General features: G+C 60.0%; 26 protein-coding genes and 1 tRNA gene. 10 read left to right on the forward strand and 17 right to left on the reverse strand.

What is annotated here, in order from left to right; genetic code table 11:
* Window positions 1–47 precede the first annotated feature (47 nt).
* Window positions 48–3,821 carry a methionine synthase gene (metH, locus tag AC1ECN_RS08780; protein WP_477952750.1) on the reverse strand — a complete coding sequence of 1,258 codons (3,774 nt, stop codon included), beginning with the start codon at window positions 3,819–3,821 and terminating at the stop codon, window positions 48–50.
* Window positions 3,822–3,990: 169 nt separating this feature from the next.
* Between metH and AC1ECN_RS08785 the strand changes: the two genes are divergently transcribed.
* On the forward strand, window positions 3,991–5,250 hold the full coding sequence (locus tag AC1ECN_RS08785) for an AGE family epimerase/isomerase (RefSeq protein WP_130672906.1): 1,260 nt from the start codon (window positions 3,991–3,993) through the stop codon (window positions 5,248–5,250).
* 9 nt (window positions 5,251–5,259) lie between these two features.
* On the opposite strand, the gene AC1ECN_RS08790 is transcribed toward AC1ECN_RS08785, so the two are convergent.
* The 8 genes from AC1ECN_RS08790 to AC1ECN_RS08825 all read right to left on the reverse strand — a co-directional run bounded on the left by AC1ECN_RS08790 (window position 5,260) and on the right by AC1ECN_RS08825 (window position 12,524).
* On the reverse strand, window positions 5,260–5,883 hold the full coding sequence (locus tag AC1ECN_RS08790; RefSeq protein ID WP_128401147.1) for a DUF2799 domain-containing protein: 624 nt from the start codon (window positions 5,881–5,883) through the stop codon (window positions 5,260–5,262).
* A gap of 132 nt (window positions 5,884–6,015) precedes the next feature.
* Window positions 6,016–6,513, reverse strand: a complete 498-nt coding sequence (locus AC1ECN_RS08795; protein ID WP_024320742.1) for a heme-degrading domain-containing protein — start codon at window positions 6,511–6,513, stop codon at window positions 6,016–6,018.
* Window positions 6,514–6,705: 192 nt separating this feature from the next.
* On the reverse strand, window positions 6,706–7,317 hold the full coding sequence (locus AC1ECN_RS08800) for a flavin reductase family protein (protein WP_024320741.1): 612 nt from the start codon (window positions 7,315–7,317) through the stop codon (window positions 6,706–6,708).
* 4 nt (window positions 7,318–7,321) lie between these two features.
* Complete coding sequence (locus AC1ECN_RS08805; RefSeq protein WP_024320740.1) at window positions 7,322–8,065, reverse strand: aspartate/glutamate racemase family protein; 744 nt, start codon at window positions 8,063–8,065, stop codon at window positions 7,322–7,324.
* A gap of 1 nt (window position 8,066) precedes the next feature.
* Complete coding sequence (locus AC1ECN_RS08810) at window positions 8,067–8,888, reverse strand: ABC transporter permease (RefSeq protein ID WP_024320739.1); 822 nt, start codon at window positions 8,886–8,888, stop codon at window positions 8,067–8,069.
* Between the two features lies 1 nt (window position 8,889).
* Entirely contained in the window at window positions 8,890–9,804 is a 915-nt protein-coding gene (locus AC1ECN_RS08815; protein ID WP_477952754.1) for an ABC transporter permease, read from the reverse strand.
* Window positions 9,805–10,083: 279 nt separating this feature from the next.
* A complete protein-coding gene (locus tag AC1ECN_RS08820; RefSeq protein ID WP_130672907.1) occupies window positions 10,084–11,382 on the reverse strand; it encodes an ABC transporter substrate-binding protein in 1,299 nt (432 codons plus the stop codon).
* Between the two features lie 53 nt (window positions 11,383–11,435).
* Entirely contained in the window at window positions 11,436–12,524 is a 1,089-nt protein-coding gene (locus AC1ECN_RS08825; RefSeq protein ID WP_130672908.1) for an ABC transporter ATP-binding protein, read from the reverse strand.
* A gap of 267 nt (window positions 12,525–12,791) precedes the next feature.
* Here AC1ECN_RS08825 and AC1ECN_RS08830 point away from each other — a divergent pair, with 267 nt between their 5' ends.
* Complete coding sequence (locus AC1ECN_RS08830) at window positions 12,792–13,502, forward strand: GntR family transcriptional regulator (protein ID WP_477952756.1); 711 nt, start codon at window positions 12,792–12,794, stop codon at window positions 13,500–13,502.
* 66 nt (window positions 13,503–13,568) lie between these two features.
* Here the strand turns inward: AC1ECN_RS08830 and AC1ECN_RS08835 are convergent, their stop codons facing one another.
* Together AC1ECN_RS08835 and AC1ECN_RS08840 are read right to left on the reverse strand one after the other, a co-directional pair.
* The gene (locus AC1ECN_RS08835) at window positions 13,569–13,982 is read right to left on the reverse strand and encodes a DUF4174 domain-containing protein (RefSeq protein ID WP_018074080.1); all 414 of its coding nucleotides are present in this window, start codon (window positions 13,980–13,982) and stop codon (window positions 13,569–13,571) included.
* A gap of 199 nt (window positions 13,983–14,181) precedes the next feature.
* On the reverse strand, window positions 14,182–14,565 hold the full coding sequence (locus AC1ECN_RS08840) for a BRA0787 family protein (RefSeq protein WP_026171050.1): 384 nt from the start codon (window positions 14,563–14,565) through the stop codon (window positions 14,182–14,184).
* 360 nt (window positions 14,566–14,925) lie between these two features.
* Between AC1ECN_RS08840 and AC1ECN_RS08845 the strand changes: the two genes are divergently transcribed.
* Entirely contained in the window at window positions 14,926–15,132 is a 207-nt protein-coding gene (locus AC1ECN_RS08845; protein WP_018074078.1) for a hypothetical protein, read from the forward strand.
* A 25-nt stretch (window positions 15,133–15,157) separates the two neighbouring features.
* On the forward strand, window positions 15,158–15,397 hold the full coding sequence (locus AC1ECN_RS08850; RefSeq protein WP_130672909.1) for a DUF2934 domain-containing protein: 240 nt from the start codon (window positions 15,158–15,160) through the stop codon (window positions 15,395–15,397).
* Window positions 15,398–15,466: 69 nt separating this feature from the next.
* Here the strand turns inward: AC1ECN_RS08850 and AC1ECN_RS08855 are convergent, their stop codons facing one another.
* Window positions 15,467–17,392: a DUF5054 domain-containing protein gene (locus tag AC1ECN_RS08855; protein WP_130672910.1), complete on the reverse strand. Its 1,926-nt coding sequence runs from the start codon at window positions 17,390–17,392 to the stop codon at window positions 15,467–15,469.
* Window positions 17,393–17,728: 336 nt separating this feature from the next.
* Complete coding sequence (locus AC1ECN_RS08860) at window positions 17,729–17,923, reverse strand: hypothetical protein (RefSeq protein ID WP_018074075.1); 195 nt, start codon at window positions 17,921–17,923, stop codon at window positions 17,729–17,731.
* 123 nt (window positions 17,924–18,046) lie between these two features.
* On the opposite strand from AC1ECN_RS08860, the gene AC1ECN_RS08865 reads away from it, so the two are divergent.
* The 3 genes from AC1ECN_RS08865 (at window position 18,047) to AC1ECN_RS08875 (ending at window position 19,899) form a co-directional block, all read left to right on the forward strand.
* A complete protein-coding gene (locus tag AC1ECN_RS08865; RefSeq protein ID WP_024320732.1) occupies window positions 18,047–18,772 on the forward strand; it encodes a LuxR family transcriptional regulator in 726 nt (241 codons plus the stop codon).
* Window positions 18,773–19,033: 261 nt separating this feature from the next.
* Window positions 19,034–19,699 carry an acyl-homoserine-lactone synthase gene (locus tag AC1ECN_RS08870; RefSeq protein ID WP_130672911.1) on the forward strand — a complete coding sequence of 222 codons (666 nt, stop codon included), beginning with the start codon at window positions 19,034–19,036 and terminating at the stop codon, window positions 19,697–19,699.
* On the forward strand, window positions 19,696–19,899 hold the full coding sequence (locus tag AC1ECN_RS08875) for a hypothetical protein (protein WP_130672912.1): 204 nt from the start codon (window positions 19,696–19,698) through the stop codon (window positions 19,897–19,899). Before AC1ECN_RS08870 ends, AC1ECN_RS08875 begins: the two co-directional genes overlap by 4 nt.
* 122 nt (window positions 19,900–20,021) lie before the next feature.
* Here the strand turns inward: AC1ECN_RS08875 and AC1ECN_RS08880 are convergent, their stop codons facing one another.
* On the reverse strand, window positions 20,022–20,390 hold the full coding sequence (locus tag AC1ECN_RS08880) for a response regulator (protein ID WP_065280740.1): 369 nt from the start codon (window positions 20,388–20,390) through the stop codon (window positions 20,022–20,024).
* Between the two features lie 199 nt (window positions 20,391–20,589).
* Here AC1ECN_RS08880 and AC1ECN_RS08885 point away from each other — a divergent pair.
* Window positions 20,590–20,665: transfer RNA gene (locus AC1ECN_RS08885), tRNA-Ile, on the forward strand.
* 144 nt (window positions 20,666–20,809) lie between these two features.
* On the opposite strand, the gene mauJ is transcribed toward AC1ECN_RS08885, so the two are convergent.
* Both mauJ and AC1ECN_RS08895 read right to left on the reverse strand, forming a co-directional pair.
* Window positions 20,810–22,162 carry a methylamine utilization protein MauJ gene (gene mauJ, locus AC1ECN_RS08890; protein WP_477952760.1) on the reverse strand — a complete coding sequence of 451 codons (1,353 nt, stop codon included), beginning with the start codon at window positions 22,160–22,162 and terminating at the stop codon, window positions 20,810–20,812.
* A 1,145-nt stretch (window positions 22,163–23,307) separates the two neighbouring features.
* On the reverse strand, window positions 23,308–24,012 hold the full coding sequence (locus AC1ECN_RS08895) for an FkbM family methyltransferase (protein WP_477952762.1): 705 nt from the start codon (window positions 24,010–24,012) through the stop codon (window positions 23,308–23,310).
* Between the two features lie 672 nt (window positions 24,013–24,684).
* Here AC1ECN_RS08895 and AC1ECN_RS08900 point away from each other — a divergent pair.
* Together AC1ECN_RS08900 and AC1ECN_RS08905 are read left to right on the forward strand one after the other, a co-directional pair.
* Window positions 24,685–25,293 (forward strand): hypothetical protein, encoded by a 609-nt coding sequence (locus tag AC1ECN_RS08900; protein WP_245483795.1) that lies wholly within the window; start codon window positions 24,685–24,687, stop codon window positions 25,291–25,293.
* A 328-nt stretch (window positions 25,294–25,621) separates the two neighbouring features.
* Window positions 25,622–25,816 (forward strand): hypothetical protein, encoded by a 195-nt coding sequence (locus tag AC1ECN_RS08905; protein WP_018494925.1) that lies wholly within the window; start codon window positions 25,622–25,624, stop codon window positions 25,814–25,816.
* A 103-nt stretch (window positions 25,817–25,919) separates the two neighbouring features.
* On the opposite strand, the gene AC1ECN_RS08910 is transcribed toward AC1ECN_RS08905, so the two are convergent.
* The gene (locus AC1ECN_RS08910; protein ID WP_018074065.1) at window positions 25,920–26,111 is read right to left on the reverse strand and encodes a hypothetical protein; all 192 of its coding nucleotides are present in this window, start codon (window positions 26,109–26,111) and stop codon (window positions 25,920–25,922) included.
* Window positions 26,112–26,154 lie beyond the last annotated feature (43 nt).

Genomic DNA, 26,154 nt, shown 5'->3' on the forward strand with positions numbered 1-26,154 from the left:
CCTCGTTTCTTGAATCACTTTATCAGCGGACGACGCCAAACGGCTGGTTACGCCGCATCCTCGATCTCGGTTTCGGTCTTGCGCGGCACATAGTTCAGCACTGGCCCGAGCCAGCGCTCGATCTCGGAAACCTCCATGCCCTTGCGGGCCGCATAGTCTTCCACCTGATCGCGCTCCACCTTGGCGACGCCGAAATAATAGGAGTCGGGATGGCCGATATAGAGGCCGGAGACCGAGGAGCCCGGCCACATCGCATAACTCTCGGTCAGCTTCACGCCGGCCGCTTTTTCAGCGTCGAGCAACTTGAAGAGTGTTGCCTTTTCGGTGTGGTCGGGCTGGGCGGGATAACCGGGCGCCGGGCGAATGCCGGCATAGGCTTCGGTGATGAGATCCTCCTTGCTGAGCGTCTCGTCCTTGGCATAGCCCCAGTATTCGCGCCGCACCCGCTCGTGCATGCGCTCGGCAAAGGCTTCGGCGAAGCGGTCGGCCAGCGCCTTGACGAGGATCGACGAATAATCGTCGTTCGCCCGTTCGAAACGTTCGGCGATGGCGATTTCCTCGATACCCGCCGTCACCACGAAGCCGCCGACATAATCCTGAGCACCGCTTGTGACAGGCGCCACGAAGTCGGAGAGCGCCACGTTCGGCCGCCCGTCCCGCTTGGAAAGCTGCTGGCGCAGCGTATAGAAGGTCTCAAGCTCTTGGCTCCGGCTCTCGTCCGTGAACAGCCGGATATCATCGCCGACCGCGCCGGCCGGCCAGAAGCCGATGACGGCGCGCGGGCGGAACCACTTCTCGTCGATGATCTTCTTCAGCATGGCCTGCGCATCGGCCCAGAGCGCACGCGCCGCCTCGCCCTGCTTCTCGTCGTCGAGAATGGCGGGGTACCGGCCGCGCAGCTCCCAGGTCTGGAAGAACGGCGTCCAGTCGATATATTTGGCAAGCTCGGCCAGATCGTAATCCTCGAACACCCGTGTGCCGAAGAATTGCGGCTTCACCGGCCGGTAGGCAGACCAGTCGACCTTATGCGCATTCTCGCGAGCCCGGGGCAACGGCAAGCGCACCTTCTCGGCCTCGCTGCGCGCATGGGCGGCCGCCACCTTGGCATATTCGGCGCGAATGTCGTCGACATAGGCCTGGCGGTTCTCCGGTGACAGCAGGGCAGAGACGACGCCGACGGCGCGGCTCGCATCGGTCACGTAGATCGTCTGCCCCTTGTTGTAGCCGGGATGGATCTTCACGGCCGTATGCACGCGGCTGGTCGTTGCCCCGCCGATCAGCRGCGGGATCTCGAAGCCCTGCCGCTCCATTTCGGCCGCGACATGCACCATCTCGTCGAGCGACGGCGTGATCAGGCCGGAAAGGCCGATGACATCGACCTTTTCGGCAATCGCCGTTTCGAGGATCTTCGTCGCCGGCACCATGACGCCGAGGTCGACGATCTCGTAATTGTTGCAGGCAAGCACGACGCCGACGATGTTCTTGCCGATATCGTGCACATCGCCCTTGACCGTCGCCATCAGGATCTTGCCGGCCGACCGGCGTTCCTCGCCGCCATTGAGGCGCTTTTCCTCTTCCATGTAGGGCAGCAGCACGGCCACCGCCTGCTTCATCACGCGCGCCGACTTGACCACCTGCGGCAGGAACATCTTGCCCGAGCCGAACAGGTCGCCGACGACGTTCATGCCGGCCATCAGCGGCCCTTCGATGACGTGCAGCGGCCTTGCAGCCTGCTGGCGCGCCTCCTCGGTATCGGCCTCGATATATTCGGTGATGCCGTTGACCAGCGCATGTTCGAGACGCTTCTCGACGCTCCATTCGCGCCAGGAAAGATCCTGGACTCGGCCTTCGCGTGCCGCGCCGCCACGGAATTTCTCCGCCACTTCGAGCAGCCGCTCGGTGCCGTCGGGACGGCGGTTCAGCACCACATCCTCGCAGGCCTCGCGCAGCTCGGGATCGATGTTGTCGTAAACAGCAAGCTGGCCGGCATTGACGATGCCCATGTCCATGCCCGCCTGGATGGCGTGGTAGAGGAACACGGCGTGCATCGCCTCGCGCACCGGCTCGTTGCCGCGGAACGAGAAGGACAGGTTCGAAACACCGCCCGAAATATGCACCAGCGGCATGCGCTCGCGGATCGTCCGCGTCGCCTCGATGAAGTCGACGCCGTAATTATTGTGCTCCTCGATGCCGGTCGCGACCGCGAAGATGTTCGGATCGAAGATGATATCCTCGGGCGGGTAGCCGATCTTTTCGGTCAGCAGCTTGTAGGCGCGCGTGCAGATTTCCACCTTGCGCTCATAGCTGTCAGCCTGCCCCGTTTCATCGAAGGCCATGACCACGACGGCGGCACCATAATTGTGCAACAGCCGCGCCTGGGCGAGGAAATTCTCCTCGCCTTCCTTCAGCGAGATCGAGTTGACGATCGGCTTGCCCTGGACGCGCTTCAGGCCGGATTCGATGATTGAGAATTTCGACGAGTCGATCATGACAGGCACGCGGGCGATGTCAGGCTCGGCGGCGATCAGGTTGAGGAATTCGACCATCGCCTTTTCGGAGTCGATCAGCCCCTCGTCCATGTTGATGTCGATCACCTGCGCGCCGTTCTCGACCTGGTCGCGCGCCACATCGAGCGCTGCCGTGAAATCGGCGTTGGTGATCAGCTTGCGGAAGCGGGCCGAGCCGGTGACGTTGGTGCGTTCTCCGACATTCACGAAGGGGATGTCCTTCGTCAGTTCGAAGGGTTCGAGACCCGACAGCGACATGAAGGGGCGATGCTCGGGGATCGGCCGTGGCTTGTACTTGGCAACGGTCTCGGCGATCGCCTTGATATGCTCCGGCGTCGAGCCGCAGCAGCCGCCGACGATGTTGACAAGGCCTTCGCGGGCGAAGCCGTCGATCTGCGCCGCCATCAGCTCCGGCGTTTCGTCATACTGGCCGAACTCGTTCGGCAGGCCGGCATTCGGATAGGCGCAGATGAAGGTGTCGGCAACACCCGAAAGCTCCTGCAGATGCGGGCGCATCGCATTGGCGCCGAGCGCGCAGTTGAGGCCGATCGTGAAGGGATTGGCGTGACGCACCGAGTTCCAGAAGGCCGACGGCGTCTGGCCGGACAGCGTGCGGCCGGAAAGGTCGGTGATCGTGCCCGAGATCATCACCGGCAGGCGCACGCCCTTGGCCTCGAAGCGCTCCTCGCAGGCGAAGATCGCCGCCTTGGCGTTCAGCGTGTCGAAGATCGTCTCGATGAGGATGATATCGGCGCCGCCGTCGATCAGTCCGTCGATCTGCTCGCCATAGGCGGAGCGCAGATCGTCGAAGGTCACGGCGCGAAAGCCGGGATTGTTGACGTCGGGCGAGATCGAGGCGGTGCGGTTGGTCGGCCCGATGGCGCCGGCTACGAAACGACGGCGGCCGTCTTCGCGCTCGGCGCGCTGTGCTGCCCGGCGCACGATCTCGGCACCTTCCTTGTTGAGGTCGTAGACCGCACCTTCCATCTCATAATCGGCCTGGGCGATGCGGGTCGAGGAGAAGGTGTTGGTCTCAAGAATATCGGCGCCGGCCTTGGCGTATCTGTAATGGATCTCTTCGATCGCGTCCGGCTGGGTCAGGATCAGAAGGTCGTTATTGCCCTTCTGGTGACAGGCGCAGCCAATGAAGCGCGTTCCGCGAAACTGGTCTTCGTCATAGCCGAGCCCCTGGATCTGCGTGCCCATGGCGCCGTCGAGAACAAGGATGCGCTCGCTCGCGGCTTGTTTCAAAGCTGCGAAAACTTCACTGCCGTCACGCTTGCCCGTTTCCGGACCAAAGAGATTGTCAAACACGGGAGGGCTCCTTGACGTCGTAAGACCAGACTTCCAAATCACATAAAGATATCTTTATGTCAATATATGCCTGTCGATTTCGTGCTTTGCAAATCTCGCCGGATGACAGACTCGCACGACGCCTATATAGGCGTTTACAACGCTTTGTGCACGAAATCGGAGGAGCATCATGGCACCCGCAACCGGCAACGCCGTGCTTGGAAACTGGACGACCCGCGCCTATCACCGCGGCTGGCTGCTGACCCAGGCGAACGGTCTCTTCGATTTCTTCCAGCACAATTCGGTCAACCCCAAGGGCGGTTTCTACGATCTCGACGACGAAGGCGGGCCTCTCGACGCCGAGGGCCAGGTTCGCGGCATCCATATCGCCGCGCGCGCCGTGCATTGCTTCTCGATCGGCGCCCTGCTCGGCCGTCCAGGCGCCTCCGACGTCGTCGACCACGGCATGGATTATATCTGGAACCATCATCGCGACCGGAAAAATGGCGGCTATTTCTGGTCCCTCAACAATGACGGTCCCGTCGATTCCAACAAGCAGGGCTATGGCCACGCTTTCGTGCTGCTGGCCGCCTCAGCCGCAAAGACGATCGGCCATCCGCTTGCCGACGGCATGCTTGATGATATCACCGAGATCCTCAACACGAAGTTCTGGGAAGAAAAGCACGGCGCCATCGCCGAGGAATTCACCGCCGACTGGCAGCCGCTCGATGGCGGCGCCTATCGCGGCCAGAACTCCAACATGCACCTGACCGAAGCGCTGATGGCGGCCTTCGAAGCCACCGGCGACCGGGAATATCTGACCAAGGCCGAAAGCATCGCCGATCTCGTCATCCGCCGCGCCGCCGGTTCGGTGGACTGGCGCGTCGCCGAGCATTTCGATGCCGAATGGAATCTCGACAAGACCTACTATCATCCGAACGAAATGTTCCGCCCGGCCGGCACGACGCCCGGCCACTGGCTGGAATGGGCCCGCCTCATCCTGCAGCTCTGGGCGCTCGGCGGCAAACGCATCGAATGGATGCCGGATGCGGCCAAGGCGCTCTTTGCGCAATCCATGGCGCTCGGCTGGGACAACGACAAGGGCGGCTTCTTCTATACGCTCGATTGGGACGACAAGCCTGCCAAGCGCAACAAGCTCTGGTGGCCAGCCTGCGAAGGTGCGGCTGCCGCACATTTCCTCAACGAGCACCTGCCGAGCGATTTCCATGAAGAGAGCTACCGCAAGATCTGGAACGTGATCGAGCGCGCCTTCATCGACCACAAGAACGGCGGCTGGCACGAGGAATTGACGGAAGATCTCGTTCCCTCGCACTCGCTGTTCCCCGGCAAGGGCGATATCTATCACGCCCTGCAGGCCTGCCTCATCCCGCTCTTCCCGGCAACGGGCAGCCTGACAAAGGGCATCGCCGAGGCCGGCGGGAAGCTCTGAGGTCGGGGATCAGTAACCCGGCGCCGGCAGTTCGGCGTTCGGGTTCCGCTGGAACCACTCGACATCCTCGTTGACACGGTCGAGATCGTCCTGCACGTCGCGCTGGTCGCGGCGGATGTCGTGCATGTCATCTTCCAGATCCTCGATCCGCCGGCGCAGTTCCGAGCGGTCGCCGTCCTTGGCATCCCTCAGCTTGTCGGAAAGCTCGTCGATATCAGTCTCCTTATTGCTATAATCGCTCTGCATCGAGCTGAGGCGCGCCTGCAGCTCGTGCTGCTTGCTGCCGAGGCCGAAGCCGCGCAGGAAACCGGGCGCGGTCTCCGGCGGGCAGACATTGGCGTAGCCGCTGCCCGCCTGGCCGCGCGCAAGCCCGCTGAGCGGCGTGCAGTAGCGCACCAGGCCGGCTTGATATCCCTGAAACCAGATCGTCTGATCGGGCACGATCTTCACCCGCTCGCAGGATTTCGCATGTGCGGCGAAGCGCTGTTGCGGCTCGTAGCCCGCCGCGCCGTCGCTCTCGCCGATCACCCGCCAGTCGGCGGCAACGCATTCCTCCTTGGAAAGCGTGTTGCAGGAGGCAAGGAAAAGGCCGAAGCCGATGGTGGCGGCAAGCGCAAGGAACAAGCGGATCATGGCGTCCCGGGTAAGATGAGGAGTGCGATGCCGCAGCTTAGCCGCAGGACAAGCCCGCGTCACCGGAGCGGCTACGCGAATTTGAAGTTTTCATGGCTTTTTTCTGTCAAAATTAGGGCAGCAGAGACCGCGTCAGAGCATCGGGCCCAGCCGCAGCGTATCCAGATCCTTGGCGAGCATCAGCGCCAGCGCCTCGACCGCGAGATTGTGGTCGTCGCGCTGCGGCAGTCCTGAGACGGTGACGGCGCCGATGCAACCGGTGCCCTTGACGTTGATCGGGAAACTGCCGCCATGCGGCGCATAATCGGCGCCGGAAAGCCCGTTATCCTCGACCGTCCTGCCATCCTTCTGCAGCTTCAGGCCGGAAGCATAGCTGCTGCGGAAATAGCGCAGCACCATGTTGCGCTTGCGGCGAACCCAGTTGACGTTGTCGGGCGTTACACCCGGAAGTGCCGCATAGAAGACCGGCATCGAATGTAGGGTGACGTCGATCGCAATGCCGAGGCCGCGCTCAGTGGCGAGTTCCTGCAGAAGCTTGCCGAGCTGCCATGCCGTCGTCAGGTCAAAGGCGTCGAAGCTCAGGACTTTCTCCTGCTCCGCGATCCGGCTGAGATCGTCCTCGATTGTCATGGGTAAAGCGCTCCTCTGCCGCAATGATCCGTAGCCGACCATTCTTGCGGGAGCCGAAAAAGTAAAGCAAAAACTTGGGGCTATCCCTGGAGCAATTCCGGCAGAACTGCGCAGCGGTTTTGCGTCCGGAATTGCGCGAAGACAAAGAGATAGAGCATTTTCGTGACCCGAAGAAAACGGAAACGCTCTATGTCAGAGCTTCGGCGTCAGCATCTCGAAACGGTCGCGGATGGTGGCGCAGGTATCGCCGCCGAGCCTCGCGATGGCATCGACCGCGGCCGGATCGACATGCAGCCTTTGCGGATCGACGACACCGTCGCGGTAATGTGCATAGACGATCTCGCCCATGACGATCTGCCGCGAGCGGCCGAGTTCCAGCGTCACATGCCGCTTGCATTCGAAGGCGGCCGGCGCCTCAGCGATGAAGGGCGAAGCCACCTTCTCGCCCGGCATCGCCGTCAGGCCTGCTTCCCTCAGCTCGTCGACGCCGCGCGGATATTTGGCGCCGCAGACATGCATCGCCTCGGCGATCGCGAAGGAGACGATATTGACCGTGAACACCTCGGTCATGCGGATATTATGGCCGGTATCCTTGAACGACATGTCGGCATTGTTCTCGACCCCGATCGCGAGGATCGGCGGATCGGCCGAAAGGCAGTTGAAGAAGCTGAAGGGTGCGGCGTTGACCCGGCCATTCTCGTCGACCGTCGTCACCAGCGCGATCGGCCGCGGGATGATCGTGCCGATCATCAGCTTGTAGCGTTCGCGCTCGGTGAGCTGCTTGAAATCGAAAGAGACGGACATCAGTTCAGCCGACCTTGAGGACCGGCGAGAAACTGCTCATCGCCCCGGTGAAGGGTTTCGGCAACGGCGATGCGTAGGAGCCGCGCTTACTGGTGGAAAGTCCGAGCGACACCAGCGCTTCGGCCTGCTTGACGGCGGCGGCAACGCCATCGACGACAGGCACGCCGTAGATCTCCTGCAGCTCACGCGCCAGATCGGTCATGCCGGCGCAGCCGAGCACGATCGCCTCGGCGCCGTCTTCCGAAAGCGCCCGCTCGATCTCGGCCCTGAGCTTGCCTATCGCGCCCGAGGCCGCATCTTCCAGCTCCAGCACCGGGATGTCGGAGGCGCGCACCCTGGCGCGGTCGCCCATGCCGTAGCGGCGCACCAGATTGTCGATCAGCACCCGCGACCGCTCCAGCGTCGTCACCACGGTGAAGCGCTGCGCCAGGAAGCCCGCCGTCACCACGGCGGATTCGCAAAGGCCGAGGATCGGCACATCGGCAAAGGTTCGTGCCGCTTCGAGCCCGGTATCGTCGAAGCAGGCGATAACGGCCGCGTCATAACCTGCCGCCTGCCGCTCCTTGAGTTCGGCGAGCAGGCCGGGGATCGCCAGTGCGCCGTCGTAATGTCCCTCGATGGAGACCGGCCCCATGCGCGAGGTGGCCGCGATGATCTCCGTGCCTGATGCCGCCACTGCACGCGCGGCGGTCGCGGCCTTGTCGGTCATGGAGGCCGTGGTGTTCGGATTGACGATGAGGATGCGCATGTCAGCTTATCTTTGCCTGCCGCCGGCTGAGCATCGTCATGATGCCGAGTGCGAGGAGAATGATGGTGAAGGAAAACAGCGTCGTCACCGTGCCGAGCGCATAGAGCACCGGCGTCGTGACGTTAGTCGTCATGCCGTAGATTTCGAGCGGCAGCGTATTGTAGGTGCCTGATGTCATCAGAGTGCGGGCGAATTCGTCATAGGAGAGCGTGAAGCCGAACAGGCCGACACCGATCAGGCTCGGCGCGATCATCGGCAGCACGACATGGCGGAACGTCTGCCAGGAGTTGGCGCCAAGGTCACGCGCTGCCTCTTCATAGGCCGGCGAGAAGCGGTTGAAGACGGCAAACATGATCAGCACGCCGAACGGCAGCGTCCAGGTGAGATGGGCGCCAAAGGCCGACGAATACCAGGCAGGCTTCAGCCCTCCCTCCTGGAAGACGACGCCGATGCCGAGCGAGATGATGATCGACGGCACGACGAGGCTTGCGACCGTGGCATAGAACAGCGCCGTCGAACCGCGAAACCGTCGCCGGAAGGCAAGGCCGGCAAGCAGCGAGACGATGACGGTCACCGCCATCACCATCAGCCCGAGAGTGAAGGAGCGACGGAAGGAAGCGCCGAAATCGCCGACCGCCTGCTTCTCGAACAGGTTGAAGAACCAGTGCGTGGAAACGCCGTTCATCGGGAAGGTCAGGCCGCCATCCGGCCCCTGGAAGGAGAGGATCAGGATTGCCGAAAGCGGGCCGTAGAGGAACAGCACGAAGATGATGAAGAAGATCGCCAGCAGATAGAATTCAAGGCCGCGTTTTTCGTGGTTCATCTCAAAGCTCCTTGCGGATGTCGACGACGCGCAGGATGGCTGCAACCATCAACAGCACGACGGCGAGCAGCACCACAGCGTTGGCGGCAGCGGCCGGATATTGCAGCAGCGACATCTGATTCTTCATCATCAGCGCCACCGAGGCGCTCTGGCCGCCGGACATCACCTGCACCGTCGAAAAATCAGCCATGACGAGCGTGACGACGAAGATCGTGCCGATCGCCATGCCGGGCTTGGCGAGCGGGATGACGACATTCCATAAAACCTGCCAGCCGGAGGCGCCGGCATCGCGCGCCGCCTCGAACAGCGACCGGTCGATGCGCATCAGCGTGTTGAAGATCGGCGTCACCATGAACAGCGTATAGAGATGCACCATGGCGAGCACGACGGCGAAGTCGGAATAGAGCAGCCATTCGATCGGCTGCGGAATGATGCCCATTTCGATCAGCGTCGAATTGACGAGGCCGTTGCGCCCGAGCACCGGGATCCACGAGATCATGCGGATGATGTTCGACGTCATGAATGGCACGGTGCAGACGAGGAAGAGGATCATCTGCGTCGAGGTCTTGCGGATGTGGAAGGCCAGGRAATAGGCGACCCAGAATCCGATGACGAGCGTCAGCGACCAGACGATCGCTGTGAATTTCAGCGTGTTGAGATAGGTCTTCCACGTCACCCACGAACCGAGCGTATCGGTGTAGTTCATCGTCAGGAAATCGGGATAGAGACCGGCAAAGTCGTAGTCCCAGAAGCTGACGACCGCGATCATGGCGATCGGCAGCAGGAAGAAGAAGCCGAGAATGACGAACAGCGGCGTCGCCTGGAGATAGGATATCGCCGATGGGGAAAGCCTCAGTCCGCGCCCGCCGCGCGCGCCCTGGCCATCCTCCTCCGTTTCCGCTGCGATGGTCGCCATGATCCGGTTCTCCGTTGTCTCATTGTCAGGGGTGATGACAGAGGCTCGTGCCCCGCCCCCTCATCCGCCTGCAGGCACCTTCTCCCCCGCCGAGGAGAAGAGATTCGCGGCAGCGCCTGGGCCACCGCGAACCTTGCTTTCGGGCAGGGAGGACTGAGAAGACCCCTCCCCAACCCTCCCCACAAGGGGGAGGGAGTTTCTGTACCGCACCACCTCCGGACTCCCTCCCCCTTGTGGGGAGGGTTGGGGAGGGGAAAAGCGGCAACCGCCAACCGGGCCTTAGGCAGCGATGAACTCGTTCCAGCGACGGACCATGTAGCGGTCCTCGTCCATGACGGAGTTCCAGCAGGCGACAGCACCCATGCGGGCTTCGAAGGAGCCACCGTCGCGAACAGCGCCGGCCTTCTCCATGACCTTGCCCTCGGGAGACAGGATATCGCCCTGCGCCGGCTTGCCTTCGATCCAGTAGCCCCATTCGTCGGCCGACATGAATTCCTTGGCGGTGTCCATGCAGGCGGAATAATAGCCCTGGCGATTGAGGTAGCCGCCGACCCAGCCCGATGTGTACCAGTTGATATATTCATAGGCTGCATCGAGCTCCGCGCCTTTGAGGTGCGAGGCAAGGCCGAGACCGCCACCCCAGGCGCGATAGCCTTCCTTGAGCGGCTGGAAGGTGCAGGCAATGCCCTTCGAACGGACGGCGGCGACGGCCGGCGACCACATCGACTGGATGACCACTTCGCCCGAGGCCATCAGGTTGACGCTTTCGTCGAACGACTTCCAGAAGGCACGGAACTGGCCGTCGCCCTTGGTCTTGATCAGGAAGTCGATCGTCTTGTCGATTTCTTCCTTCGTCATGTTGCCCTTGTCGGCATATTTGATCTTGCCGGAGGCTTCCATGATCATCGCCGCATCCATGATGCCGATCGACGGGATGTTGAGGATCGCGGTCTTGCCCTTGAAGGCCGGATCGAGAATATCGGCCCAGCTGGTGATCGGACGGCCGGTGAGATCAGGACGGATGCCGAGCGTGTCGGCATTGTAGATGGTCGGAACCATCGTCATCCACTGTGTCGGCTCCTTGGCGAACTTCTTGGAACCCTGCGCCCCGACGAAGCCGACCGTATGCGGCGCCGTACCCTGGGCGATGACGCTTTCCGGCTTTAGCTTGCCGTTGATGAACAGCGGCACGATCTTGTCGTAATATTTCAGCTTCTTGACGTCCATCGGCTGCAGCACGCCGGTCGGGAACACCTTCTTGGCGATCCAGTATTCGATGTCGGCAATGTCGTAGCTGTCGGGCTGGGTGACGGCGCGCTGGGCGGCGGCGTCGGAATCGGTTGCCGTCATCTCCAGCGTGATGCCGAGATCGGCCTTGCACTTCTCGGCGATGGCATTGATGTTCGAAACACCGGTGCCGAACTGGCGAAGCGTGATGTTCGTCTGCGCCCAGATTGTGGGAAAGCCGGTAATGGCGCCGGAGCCGGCGATGGCGCCGACGGCGGCAGCACCCGTCTTCAGCAGCGTGCGGCGGGAAAGCCCCTTTTCCGCTTTGGTCGATGTCGTTTCAGTCGTCATGTCAGTTCCCCTTTTCTTGATACGGAAGGTTCAGTGTTTTTGATGGTAATGGCTCATGCGGAAGAGCGGCCGAGAAGCACGGCATCTTCGAGCGCCCAGCTGAGCGAGACGGTGTCGCCGACGGCAACCGGTCGGGCGAAATAGTCGCCGTCGTCGGCAATGACGGTGAAGTCGTCGCTGCCCGCGCCGAGGACGGTGATCTTCACGGAAGACCCGCGATATTCGATGTTGGAGACGATACCGTCGAAGCCGAGCGTCCATTCGGTCGCCACCTGCAGGCGCACGCGGTCGGTGCGGATACCGATATCGACAGGCTCGCCGACCTCCCTGCCCGTCCCGCGCACGGAAAAGCTCTGACCTTCCGGCACGGTCATGACGAGCACGCCGTTCTCGCTCGACGTCACCCGGCCGGACAGCACATTGTGGTCGCCCATGAACCGCGCGACGAAGGCAGTCGCCGGCCGCTCGAAGACCTCGCGAGGTGCCGCCGCCTGCTCGATCCGGCCGTCATTCATGATGACGATGACGTCGGCGAGCGCCATCGCCTCTTCCTGGCTATGGGTGACGTGTACGAAGGTGATGCCGAGCGACTTCTGCAGTTTCTTGAGTTCGGCGCGCATGCGGATCTTCAGGAACGGATCGAGCGCCGACAGCGGCTCGTCGAGCAGCAGCGCTTCCGGATCGGTGATCAGCGCGCGCGCCAGTGCCACGCGCTGCTGCTGGCCGCCGGAAAGCTGGGCCGGACGCCGGTTGGCATAGGCCTCCATCTGCATCAGCTTCAGCATCTCAAGCGCCTTGGCCTGCCGCTCTTGCTTGTCGACGCCCTTCATCTTCAGGCTGAAGGCGACGTTGTCGATCAAATCGAGATGCGGGAAGAGCGCGTAGGACTGGAACATCATCGCCGTGCCGCGGCTGGCCGGCGGAAAATCGGTAACGACGACATTGCCGAGCCGGATATCGCCCGACGAAATGCTCTCGTGGCCGGCAATCATGCGCAGCGTCGAGGTCTTGCCGCAGCCCGACGGACCGAGGAAACAGCAATAGGAGCCGGCCGGAATCTTCAGGCTGATCGCATGGACCGCCGTCGTCGCGCCATAGACCTTCGAAACGGATACTATATCGATCTCTGCCGCTTTCGACATCATGCCTTCCCCTGTTCGGAAAAGACGATGCATCTGCCGTGCCAAACTCCGTCGCGCACATCAAGCCATTGCGAATTAAAGATTTTATCGCTACCGAACTTGCGAGAGCAAATTATAGGCACAACGGTATCTGCACATGATTTAGGCTATCGTGCGCAATTTGTGCAGAAAATCGTATACAATTTTGCCGCCATTTCGGGCACAAATTCTGTTTAACTTTTGCCGCGAACACGGATATGGTTTGTCGTCATCAGGAAATCGATTTTCATGAAATCCGCCGCCAAGGCTCAGCAAGCCGAAGACTCCGCCGATACCGGCGCGCAACAGATCCGCGATGCCATCCGCGAAGCGATCGTCGAACGCAGGCTCTCGCCCGGCACCAAGCTTTCGGAAAGCGATGTCGGCAATCTCTTCAACGTCAGCCGCACGCTTGCGCGCGCCGCCCTGCAGGCGCTCTCCTATGAGGGCCTCGTCAGCGTCGAGAAGAACCGCGGCGCCTTCGTCGCCTACCCCTCGCCCGAAGAGGCTCGCCAGATCTTCTCCGCCCGCCGCCTGGTCGAACCCGGCATATTACGGGAGGCCGCGGCGCAGATCACGCCCGATGACATCGCGCATCTGAGACAGCTTCTGCTGGAAGAAGGTCGCCTGATGAGCGAACGCGGCCAGACGGCGCGGCGCGCTGAAATCAAGGCATCGGGCGATTTCCATCTGACGCTGGCGCTCATATCAGGCAATTCGATCATGCAACGCTTCATGGAAGAGCTCGTCGCCCGCTCGTCCCTGGTGATTGCGCTCTACGGGCAGTCGACCGMATCGAGCTGCGGTCATTCCGAACACGGTGACATCATCTCGGCGATCGAAGCCAACGAACTCGACCGCGCCTGCCAGCTGATGCTGCACCACATCGCCCATATCGAGGCCGATCTCGACCTGCGCGAACGCAAGAGCCTGGGCCTCAAGGAAGCTTTCGAGCTCTGAACATGCAAAAGATGCGGGCGCGGATGATGCTTCACCGCGCCCCGCTTCAAACGGAATCTCGAAACACTACCAAGGCGTCTTCTTCGGCAACATCTCGAAAGCCGCGAAGATATCCTCCGCGGTCATTGGCTCGCTCGAGCGCAGCTTCACGGTTCCGTCGCGTCCGATCAGGATCAGCCCGAACTCGCCGGACGGCGGCCCCTGCAGCCGCTCGCGAATATCGTCGGCATCGAGTTCCCAGTCATCGTCGAACAGCGCAAACGCGCCGCCGCCGGCAATGCTGAACACTTCGACGTCTTCTTCGATGAGGCGCATATGCGCTTTGCGCAGCCATTCGTCCTGAATGAGAGCGCGGTCGTCTTGCGCATCTGCGAAGATGATCAGCACCCGCTTCCTGTCGCGAAACTGCTCGAGCGATTGCGGAAGGTCAGGCTCACGCCGAGGTGTGCCGATGATTTCATGAACGATGGATTTTAGCATGGTACTTATTCCTCGCCCGTCACGACTGCATAATTCCTAAGATCGGGATCGATTTAAGGATAAAATTATGCGGCAATTCAAAGTGCCACAGCGGCGCTGTAGCGGCGGGCCGTGTCTGCCGAATTAAACGGTTGGGAATGGGTGAGGTTCCGCCAAGAAGCGGAAAAGGATCGCAGCCATGGCCGCGATCCTTATCCTGTCAGTCGCGGCTCTGGTCTTCGGACGCGTGGGCCGAAACGGCAACGAGATCCACGGCACCCGTGGCGAGAAGGCGCTTGCGCACCAGCACGCGCATGACGCGCGCCGCCGTCGAGAAAGTCATCTGGTCGAGCGGGCCTTCGCCCTCCCACGGCTTGGTCAGCCGTTCGGTGACGGCGCCGACGATGTTCATCGGCACGATGTCGGTGCATTCACGCATGGCTTCGAAAACGAAGCTGATGGGGATGACCCGTCCTTCGTAGGTCACGATCGGTTCGGTCAATTCACTGTCCCATTCCTCGAAGGCATAGAGCGCTTCGCGAAACAGCTGCTGGAGGTTGAACGGCGCATGGCCGTCATGAAGTGGCGGCAGTGCATTCATCATGTCTGTCTCCTCTTGATGGGTTGAAGCCAAAGTCCTCCGGTATCGGTCGCGCCAACGCGGGGAACGGAGCGTTTTGCTGCCCCTGCGAACCGAATAACACTATTGATTCTATAGAGTAACGCGCCGGGGTAAAGCCCATTTATCCGCCGCCGCGGAAGCGAATTCCATAACGCCCTGATATTCTTGCGTCTTTTAGTCGAAATTTTCTCGGCGACCACCAGTCTTAAAAATCTATGCCACCCGCCTGAGATCGCTCCGGAATGGCACGACGAGACGAAAAAACCCTGAAAATTCACGGAACTTTTGTCTCTGTAATTTGTTTTGTTCTCACATTCGCAAAACAGTCTGGGGTTATCACCAATGACGCAAATCCGTGAACCGGAGCGCCGAAGCAGAATCCTGCGCGGCCGCCCCTATAGCCTTGATGAATTCGCCTCCAAATATGGTCTCCTGAGCGACCAGGCCGAAAGTCTTTTCACCCGTTTCGGACCCTCCTCGATCGAACTCGACCTGCTGATGGCAGCCAAACGCCGGCCGCCGGTTCTGCAGGACAGAATTGCCGAATAACACTTTTGACGAATGGAATAGACAGATGAGCGATAGACGCCACGAATGGATCAGCAAAAGAGCTTACGCGATCTGGGAGGAACAGGGCCGCCCTTACGGCCGCGACGACGAACACTGGCGCCAGGCGGTTGCCGAACGCGATGCGCTGGAGCGCACGAAGGCCTCTTCCGACGGCCGCGAGGTACTGGTGAAGTTTCGCCCGAGGCCGCAGCAGCCCGAAGCGCCCCGCATCAGCTGGATCGGCCGATGGGTAAGCGTCGGCTGAACGCCGTCCCGTATCGGCCCGGACGGCCCAATCCGTACCGGGCCGCGCAGATTGATCCCTGAGAGCAACTCAGTCGAAGCTTAACCGGAAGCGCGCCTGAAAATCTCCCTGCCACCACATCGGGAAATTGGTTCCCCATTTATTGTTGTGCAGATTGAAGCGAATGCCAGAGCCGAAGTCCGGCCGCGTCTTATAGAACGTCATGAAATCTGAGCTTTGCGGCGCAACGAGCGGCGCATCGAAGGTTTCGATCGTCAGCGCACCCAGAGCGAGATCGTTGCGTGCTGATGTCACCGCCTGCAATTGTCCGCCGCCGCTCGTCGCAATATTCCCGGATCGATGCCAGAGGCCCATCTTGCGGAAATTCCAGTCCCCGGCACCATCAGGCGTGAAGGATAGGAAGCTTGCCTCCGGCATACGGTTGGCCGGCTTGTCGTGCAATGTCAGGCAAAGATCGAGGCGATCGCCCTCGGCGGTGAAATGCAGCATCACATGCGGCGGCGCGCCATATTTCTGCACGGCCTCGACCGGCATTGAGAGAAGGATGCTCGCCTCATCAGTCGCTTCCAGCGCCGGCAGAAAAACCTTCGAAAGCGCCGCACCAGAACGAGCTAGCCCTGGCTTGTCATGGTCGAGGACCGCCCATTCCTGGCGATGGGTCAGGTAGGTCTCCATGTGCCTGATAACGTCGCCGGCATCGTAGCTCTCGTATCGATAGGCGATCAGCGAGCCGTCACGTCCGGAGATCGTCCTGCCGGAGGGCGAGGTGATTTCGGCGACATCGCCGCTCACGCCGTTAAGGGCGATCGACCAGCCGCCGACCTGCAGGCTGAGCTCCCGCCCACCGCCCTCGATCACGGCAGGCGTGGCGAGTTCGGCAAGCACGGCCTGGGCCGCCTTCCGGTCCGTCTCGTCGAGCTCCGAGACCGCCTGATCGAGATAGGCCCGCTGCTCGTCCCATGAAGCTTCGGTGTAGGCGAAGCGATAATCGGATCGGCGCGCGGCCTCGAAATCGGCCCGTGACCACGCTTTGTCGTCGCGCAGATAGGATTTGATATCGACGCCGCAGGTATGCTCGGCCACCATCGCCAATCCGCGCCCGAAGGCGAGACGCCGCGCGTCGAGACCATCCGCCGCGAAACGGTCGTAGAGCCGCTGCAGCGCGAGGAACCGCGCCGTCTTCACCGGATCGCTGCCGCTGCCATGGATCCAGCTGTCGCCGAGTTCAAGCTCGACGACAGGAAAGCGCTCGCGCTCGCTCCAGAGGATGGCGCCGTACTCGTCGAGCGTCGCCGCGCGGATGACCGCATCCGGCTCACGGGCGCGTAATTCGCGATAGGCCTCGGTCGTTTGCGGCACGCTCTGCGGCCCGATATTGTCGTTGGTATGGGCAAAGCTCAGGCCATCCTCCAAACCATCGGGGAAACAGGTTTCGCCATAGGAGCGCTGGTACATGACGACCACCTCCTCGCCGCCAGGCGCCCGCCAGCGGAAGATGTCGGGCACATCAGGCGGCGGTGAGGCCGTATTGACGCCGAGATGAAGGAAGCGGATGCCCGCCTCGCAAAGCAGCGGCACCATGCCGAGCGTATGGCCGGGCACATCGGTCATCTTTGCCGCGATCGTCGTCTTACCGAAACGCCGGTCGAGCTCCTGCGAATAAGAGAGCCCGGCCCGAAAGAGATCCGGCGACATCAGCTCCGTATGCGTGGTGAACGGCAGCCCGTGCCAGCGGATCAGCCCGCGCTCGATCGCCTGTTCCAGCGCCGCGACCTCAGGACCGGAGCGCGAATTCAGATGGTCCCAGATCAGCCAGGCGCCGGTCGTCCAGATGAATTTCGGCTCGTCGGGATTTTCGGCATGAAAATGCCTGCCCGTCTCGATCGCCTGCGGAATGAAGCGCTCATGATATTGCCGGCGGACTTTCTCGGCATGATCGGTAAAGCCGATATCGAGATGGGTCTTGAAGACCAAATGCACGCGCTTTTCAGTCATTCCATTCCACACATCAGTAAGGACATCCGAAACATTCTGCAGCCGGCGCTGTACAGGCAAGACGGAATGTAACCGTTTCCACAAACACCATAGCTCCTGCCGCAAACGCTCCGTCAACCAGTTTTGGCACAAATCGATGAAATAATGCGGGTTTCTTAACCATAAATCCAGAACGCAGTGTCCAACGCTTTCGCCGTCAGATCGAATCGCGACAAGAATGAAGACGTGTTCATCGGCAGTTTTGGAGAAAAGCGGATGGGATGTCCCTGCCGACCGGCGTGGGTGCCCTGCCTGAATTGTGGAGAAAAAGGCTGAGCCGTTCTGGAAGGCCGATCGTCAGAAGGCGTTGGTTTCCTGGCAGAGCGCCCGGTGAACCTCGGTCCAGAATAGCGCCAGCGACGTGTCACCGTTGCGCTCGGCAACGAGGGCGCGGATCAGCGCTTCGGAGCCTGCCATGTCCTGCCAGCTGGATTTCAGGCCCTTGGCGGCCTGTTGGCATTCGGCAATCTCGAATGGTCTCTTGCTGTCCATATGAGGTCTCCTCATGACAGGCGCTAGCAGATGGGACCCGGATTGTCATTCCCCGCATATGTGGGGATGCCTTGTATTTATGACAGCGCTCGCGGTAGGATTGAGGGAATTGGGGCAGTGGAAATGATTGAAAATACCTATAGCGAAAAGTTCGAGTCCGCTTTCGAACAGATCAAGGCCGCGGCCAATGTCGATGCCGCCATCCGCATTCTCCAGGCGGAATATGGCCTCGATTTCGTCACCTACCATCTCGCCCAGACGATCGCGAGCAAGATCGATTCGCCCTTCGTGCGCACCACCTACCCGGATGCCTGGGTCTCCCGCTACCTCCTGAACAGCTATGTGAAGGTCGATCCGATCGTCAAGCAGGGCTTCGAACGCCAACTGCCCTTCGACTGGAGCGAGGTCGAGCCGACACCGGAGGCCTATGCCATGCTGGTCGACGCCCAGAAGCACGGAATCGGCGGCAATGGCTATTCCATTCCCGTCGCCGACAAGGCGCAGCGCCGTGCGCTCTTGTCGTTGAATGCCCGCATACCGGCTGACGAATGGGCCGAACTCGTCCGCCGCTGCCGCAACGAATGGATCGAGATCGCCCATCTGATCCACCGCAAAGCCGTCTACGAACTGCATGGCGAGAACGACCCGGTGCCGTCATTGTCGCCGCGCGAGATCGAGTGCCTGCACTGGACGGCGCTGGGCAAGGATTACAAGGATATTTCGGTCATCCTCGGCATATCGGAGCACACGACGCGCGATTATCTGAAGACCGCCCGCTTCAAGCTCGGCTGCGCCACGATCTCGGCCGCCGCCTCCCGGGCCGTGCAATTGCGCATCATCAATCCCTAGCGCATCGGCCCGAAAATCGGAATCGATTTTCGCAAAGCACGATGCGTAGGTTCGAAGTGTTAGAGCGTCCCTTGTGCGTCCGAAAGGACGCACGGCACCCTAGGTCTTTTGTTGGCGCATGTCGTTCTCGCAAAACCGCTGCGCACTTTTGCGCGACATGCTCTGCCCCCCTCATCTGAGGGGGCCCATCTGAGGGAATTTCCGATCCGGCTCGCCTGAACCATTCTGCTTTCCACGAACTTGAAAACGCTGGAGGGCAAAATGTTCGTTATCATTCAGGCACATGAGTATCAGAAATACGCTGCCGTACTCGACCAGATGTTTCGCCTGCGCAAGAAGGTCTTCGCCGATACGCTCGGCTGGGACGTTCCCGTCATCGGCCCCTACGAACGCGACAGCTACGATTCGCTCGCCCCCGCCTATCTCGTCTGGTGCAACGACAGCCGCACCCGCCTTTATGGCGGCATGCGCCTGATGCCGACGACAGGCCCGACCCTTCTCTACGACGTCTTCCGCGAGACGTTTCCCGATGCCGCCAATCTCATCGCCCCTGGCATCTGGGAAGGCACGCGCATGTGCCTCGACGAGGAGGCGATCGCCAAGGATTTCTCCAATGTCGATGCCGGTCGCGCCTTCTCCATGATGCTGCTTGCGCTTTGCGAATGCGCGCTCGATCACGGCATCCATACGATGATTTCCAACTACGAGCCCTACCTCAAGCGCGTCTACAAGCGCGCCGGCGCCGAAGTGGAAGAACTCGGCCGTGCAGACGGTTACGGCAAATACCCCGTCTGCTGCGGCGCCTTCGAAGTATCGGACCGCGTGCTGCGCAAGATGCGCGCCGCCCTYGGCCTCACCCTACCCCTTTATGTCAGGCACGTGCCGGCCCGCTCGGTCGTGACCCAATTCCTGGAGATGGCAGCATGAACCGCCTCGCTGAAACCGCCACGCAGACCGCAATGCAGAAGGATATCGGCGCGCTGGAGCGCCATGTTCTCGCATCCCGCGACATCGCCGCGCAGATAGGGGATCCCTTCCTCTCCTATCTCCTTTCGATGGCGCTGTTCACGATCTACGAGAAGAAGGCCCATCACGAGAACGAGGCGCTGAGGAGCAGCTTCAGCTGAGGGTGTGGTTCCCCTCCGCCCCGCCTGAAGACGAGCATGTCTCCCGGCGCCTCGCGCGCAGCCGCAAAAACAGTCCCCKTTTTGCGGCTGCGCGCCCCTGTCCAGTCATCAGGGTATTGCCGTTACGTCATCAGGGTATCGATCGTTGAAATCAGCGTGTCGTGCATGTAGGGCTTCGGCAGGAAGGCGGTATTGGCGGGCAACGCCATCGGATCGAGCCGCACCATGCCCGAGGTGATGATGATGCCGATATTCGGACGCATCGCCCTCACCCGATTGGCAAGCTGCAGACCGTCCATCGAACCGGCCATGTTGACGTCGGTGAACAGGATATCGACATCCTGCCTGCCCTTCAGCACCACCAGAGCCTCATCAGCATTCGCCGCCTCCAGCGCCACATGACCGACCTCTTCCAGCACATCGAGGATATTGAACCGGATCAGCGGCTCGTCCTCCACGATGAGCACCACGGCACTGTTCGAAGCCACCATCTGCGATCGCCCTCTTCATGCGGAATGTCACTTGGATAAGTGTAGCCCGCGCGAGAAGGTTCCAGTGGCTGCCCACGAATATGCATCGTCCACAGATGCTTGCGCTCACCGCTTGTGGCTCCCCCGGATTTGCGTTAGAGCGGAAACCGTGCTGCGGGAACCATTGCCCCGGCACCCAAGCGCCGGACACCCGACGCCAGGGCCTGTAGCTCAATGGTTAGAGCCGGCGGCTCATAACCGCTTGGTTGGGGGTTCGAGTCCCTCCGGGCCCACCATTCCTCTGTCTCAATCTAGCCGGACGAGAATGTAGCCGGGCGCAAAAACCCGGAATTTTGACCCTAGGTTCCGGAATTTTTGAATCTTGAAGCGTGCTTGAGGGCAGTTTAAGGACGCGCCATTCAATGATGGGCTCGGCGGACTTAGTCTCCACCATTGTTACCTGACCCCGAACGTCCCTTAGCTAGATCTTCGTAATTGCTGACGATTGCATCATAAGTTCTTTTGGTTGCCTCGAGATCGATATTCATGGGAATGAAGGCATCGCATCTACCAAGCAATTTTCGCTGATCCCAGTCCCACACTTCAAGGACACCGTTGAGTATATAGTCTCGAATAAATCGCATGACGCTTGCGCAGCCTCTGAACGCCCCCTCCGATCCGTCGTCGGCCATCCTAAGCCCATCCTTCACATCTATCTGTAATCGCTCCTCTGCGAAATTCAGGCTCAGCATCATTTCTGTAAGGTTGTCATCAGATGTGCACATGACATCCGCACAGCCATCCGCAATCGCTACTACCTCAGAACGAAGGTTGGTTAGCGCCGCGAAGCCTTCAGTGCGTGCCAAAGTCACTGTAAGCCTGGGAAGTGGCGGCCAAAGATTCCGCTCCGGCGAGGCGCCTGCTTTTATGGTCGCCACGGCACCTTCGCCGAATATATCGTGGAAACCCTTGAGTTCGTAAAGGTGCTCTTCCCAAATCGTTTGGCTGCTCTTCACACCGAAGTGGTGTTCGATGGCGTATTCCGCCAACGCCTGAGCAACAGGCAAATCTTGTCGCATCCGCCGCATATCAGCCGGATCCTCCGGGTTTGCAGTAGTACCAAAGGCGTGGGCCACAGCGCAGCGGTTGGACCCGTAAAGGTACTTGCCTGGCGTCTCGTTTGAGTTCTGGAGGGAAGAGATGCGATTTCGCGCTCTCCGACTATCTTTGATCTTAGGAATCGTATCGTCAATCCAAGCGATTTGATCTGGACCTTTATCCTTAAAGATATTGAGGATTTTGAAGAAGCTCAAGCACGCGTAGGCAGGATTATTCAGGCCAAGCCCCTCCCGATAAAAGCCAAGTGCCAGACGGGCCTTACGGTCCGCAGGATCAGGTACGTAAGGGTGAAGTAAGTCATKGGCGATAACATATGGCCCATTGAACCCGCCCATGGATCGCGGAAAATTTCCTCCACTCCACTGTTCGATCTCGATAGACTGCCCATGTGCCCAGGCCAGTGAGCTGAGAAAATGGCTTATCAACAGCTGCCCCGAATCCCGGTCTTCGTCAGGCTGTAAACAGACAGCGGCAGCTGGATACATTATCCCGGCTGATCCTCCAGCATCAGCCCAAGGTATAAGAAAGATTGTGCGCTCCCGAAACAACACTTCCGCCGTTGCAATCGGCCAAGCCATTTGAGAGCGAACGCATGCCGCTACCCAATTGCCTCTGATAGCAAGTTGGCCGACATATAGATCCTGCAACTTCGGGATGGCGACCTTTTCTACCATGGCTATGCCTTATCAACTCCTTGGCGTCCTTCGAAGGGTACTTGAAGCAGCCTCAAAGGGGCTTGAACCGGCGGCAGGCAAGTCTATGGCTTCAGGACCCCAAGCGACTTCGCTATAGCCTTGGAGGGGTGCATTCAAACTGCGACGGTTTTTCCGCTGACGCACGCTCGATGTTCACCTTGATATAGGAAAAGCCCTCCGGCGTCGCCAAGCCAATCGAGCCGAAGTATCGTTCAAGAGCGCCTTGATCGAGACCGTAGCCGCGTCCGCATATCCAATGACACCGGCCGTGCCCGAAAAGTCCCTTCACATAGTCGCCCTCATTCCCGAAATAAGGCGGGTCGAAATATTGCTGCCGTCACTCGCACAATTCCTCTGCTCCGATCGTCCGAGCGCAATATCTCAGCTTTCCCGGACGGCTCTTCTAATTTGATAGGCCCGGGACAGAAGCCGAATTCCCCTGTCGCAGGTTGTTCTCCCTATAAAGTTAAGCTCTCTAATTGGTTGGAAGGACTTGCGACAGGACTTCTGCCTTGTTTTCCAAAGCCCTGTTCGTTGCCGCTTGCTGTTTTTTTGCCGTGAAACCCAAGCGTTTCAATGCGACCTGACCCGGTGCGCGCCGGATATGGCATCCGCGCCTCAAGGCGCCTTCTGCCAATGCAAGCTGCTGGCGCAGATGTCGGATGTCCTCGAGCAGAGTGCCTATTCGGCCACCTTATCTCCTTTGCGAAAGGCTACCACCTCGGCGAATTTGTCGCCGACCGGCCTTGACCTTCGCTCTGGATTCATGGCCGCAAGCATGAGCCTCCTACTACTCCAGATCGGCAATCGACCGGGGTGAATGGGACCCCTTCGACAGGCTGCGGCTCCCCATATCGTCGTTGTCCAAACAAACGACATCTGTAAGCGTGGCCGAGGCAGCCTTGATCCGCATCTTTCGGCACGGCGATGCTTGTCAGAAGGGAGAGCGGAGCCGCCGGCTGTAGGCAGTTGGCCGCAATCGCCCAACTGCAATCTCCGCTCGCTCGGTCCATGGAAAGCCACTCATGGATTGGGCCATAGGGGCGATATAGGGCGAAACATCGGCTGCCGCCATGACAGCGTCTGATGAAGGGGTGGTGGGCACGGGGCACACGAAAGGCGCTTTATAGATCCTTGCGGATAGAAAAGACGTAGTTATAAGGCGTTCCGGAAGAGCCCTTCTGGACCTCGTCGATCGACAGGGAACGAAATTTTCGATCTTTCAGGCAATATACAGAATAGCCAAACGGCTTAAGATAGTCGATCACGCTGGCGACAGCGTTGGGTCGATGTCGGTCTTCCGCTTCGATGAGCAGGTTTGGGTGATCCCGGTTCAGTATAGCCTGCGCGCCTTTGAGTACTTTTAGTTCGTGCCCTTCAACGTCGATCTTAATGAAGCCTACAGGGCCGAACTGATAGCTATCCAGGCGCCGGGTTGGAACGGAAATTTCTTCAACATTTTGCGTCGAAAGCGTATTCTGCTCCTCAATCGTGGCGCAGCCATCCATGAGCTGATCACTGGGGATCCGCATCGTTGCAACGCCAGCGCTGTCGGAAAGTGCGACCTGCTCGACCCGAACCGACGAACCAAGCGCAGCCTTCAGAAAAGCGACCATGTGAGGCTGAGGTTCGAAGGCGACGACATCGCGCGCATACTTGGTCAAGTACCAGGAATAGACACCGTAGTTCGCACCTATATCGATTGCAGTCTGGCCCCGACGGCATAATCTATCGAGGATCCGAAGCTCGGGCTCACCATGGCGCCATTCTCGTGAAGCGCGCGTCCATAGCCTGAGCCGAKGTGGCGCAATATTAGCGATATGAAGCATGTAGGCTCCCGGTAACTCGAACGCATGCGCTATCCGCTCGTCGAGCGGCGTGACCCTATTTTTCCATCTTCGGTGAATTGGCAAGCAGTGGCTAGATCATCGATAGTTGATGCCTTGCGCGGCCATGTCGCCACGCCTAGTTCTTTAGGTGAAGCCGACTTAGCCGTGGATCAGCCCGAGCAGGCCTTTAATATCTGCAGGAGCGGCCGTCGCTAGGTCTGAACCCGCGCCGCACGCCGGGTTGAGCGGCAGCTCCTCCCGGCAATAACCGCCGATCGACGACGTCTGGTCGAGGCTTCCGGACGACGTGCGGGCCGAAGTGATCGTGGCTCCTCTGGATTTGCGTTAGAGCGGAACCCGAGCTGCGGGAACCATTGGCCCGGCACCCAAGCGCCGGCGACCCGGCGCCAAGGGCCTGTAGCTCAATGGTTAGAGCCGGCGACTCATAACCGCTTGGTTGGGGGTTGGCGTCCTTCCGGACCCACCATTTTTCTAAGAAAACCGATTACCTCGTCGAAACGGATAGATCTCCGCGAGGCGTTCAGGACGCCGAAACGATCATTGCGGGGTTGTGGACGACCAATTTGGGATTGTTGGTGAGGCAAACCAGTTGATTCACCACGCCGTACACCGGTCCGGCTTGTCCGCGTGAAAGCAAGGTATGTATAAGGTGTGAAGATCTACGGTCGTTGCCCAACACTGGGCGACGCGACGGCTAACGACGAACTGCGGACAAAAGATAATCCAATGATCCTGCGATGGTGGAAACAGCGTTCGTACGAAAACGAAGTTCTTGCCGAAGTCATGGCGATGACTTTGCTGCTCGAGAACGATCATCTTCCCAAACACTCTGGTGTCCGCGATGCGATCCGACAGAATGGACGCAAAAGCACACCGAAGGAGGTAGCGACTACGCACATTGCTGCAGCCCTATTTGCTGAGGCAATCAGTCATCTCGAAGCTGCACGCCGGCAACAAATCTATGATCGCCTGTCGGACTGGGCCAGCATTTGCTCGTTCCCCCCGACAGTGCAGGAAATCGAAATGCAACGCACGGTGCGGAAAGACTTCCTAGCCGGTAAAATCAAGGAAGAGGACGGCCTAATCACCCGTCTCCAGCTAGCGCTTCTAACGGCTCACGATTGGCTTTTGGCCGACAAGATCATAATGCAGGATTGGAAGATACTAAAGAGCGAGGTTTATGGCTCCCTAAAGGGGTACTCGACTGAAGAGCGTCGACAGCAGCGCTTGGATGAAATTGTCGACGATCTCATGAGATGAGCAACAGTTGTGTTTCGGGCGAAAAGGGTATGCCGTGGCGTTTTGTGCGGGGTGCCCGACAGGCGTGAAACCCACCCTACGGCACCCCTATAGGCCAGCCGTGGGCGCCGGGATGGCGTGCTTACCGGTCTTGYTCGACCCGGATGCGAGGCGCCAAACAAACGACATCTGTAGGCGTTGCCACGCAACCTTGATCGTGGCAGCGAGCGCTGGCGAAGGGGTTTTCAGCCAATAACAAAATCTTGATCGACAACGACAGTTATCAGGACGCCCCATGACCCTACTTGCCAGGATTATACGGACACTTTGGACAGTGAGGAGTGAGGAGATGCTTCAAACTCGCAAACTATTGGGGGCCATGACAGCCGTCTTCGTCATTGCCATGTCGGCATCGGCCTGCAGCACGAGCTCAAACGACTCGATACAAACGGGCTCGATCGGCTATACCGCTCATAGCGCTGACTTTGCCCTTCGGCCCGCCTGCCGCGATGGATTCGGCAATGATCGCCCATGCAGCTATTAGCGCTGGGAAATTAGAAGTCTGATTGCCGCGATAGTTCGCTTCCGGCGATGGCCAGTAGCACACGACTTCGTCCGACGGCATCATGCCCGATCGGTGCACATTTCTAATAGCTACAAGAACGCCCATCGCTCGGCCTGAACCCACCCCCACACGCCGGATTAAGCGGCTGACTCTCATAATAACCTCCGCCGATCGACGAAGTCTGGTCGAGGCTTCCGGACGAAGTGCAAGCCGAAATGATCGTGGCAAGGCTGATCAGCGTTCCGGTCGCGACAAATGCGAAAAATCGGTTCATCTGAGCTTCTCCTTCGGAAGGGCATGGTTTCACCCCAAGCGGG

The sequence above is a fragment of the Rhizobium sp. 01N447_2 genome (assembly GCF_056399245.1).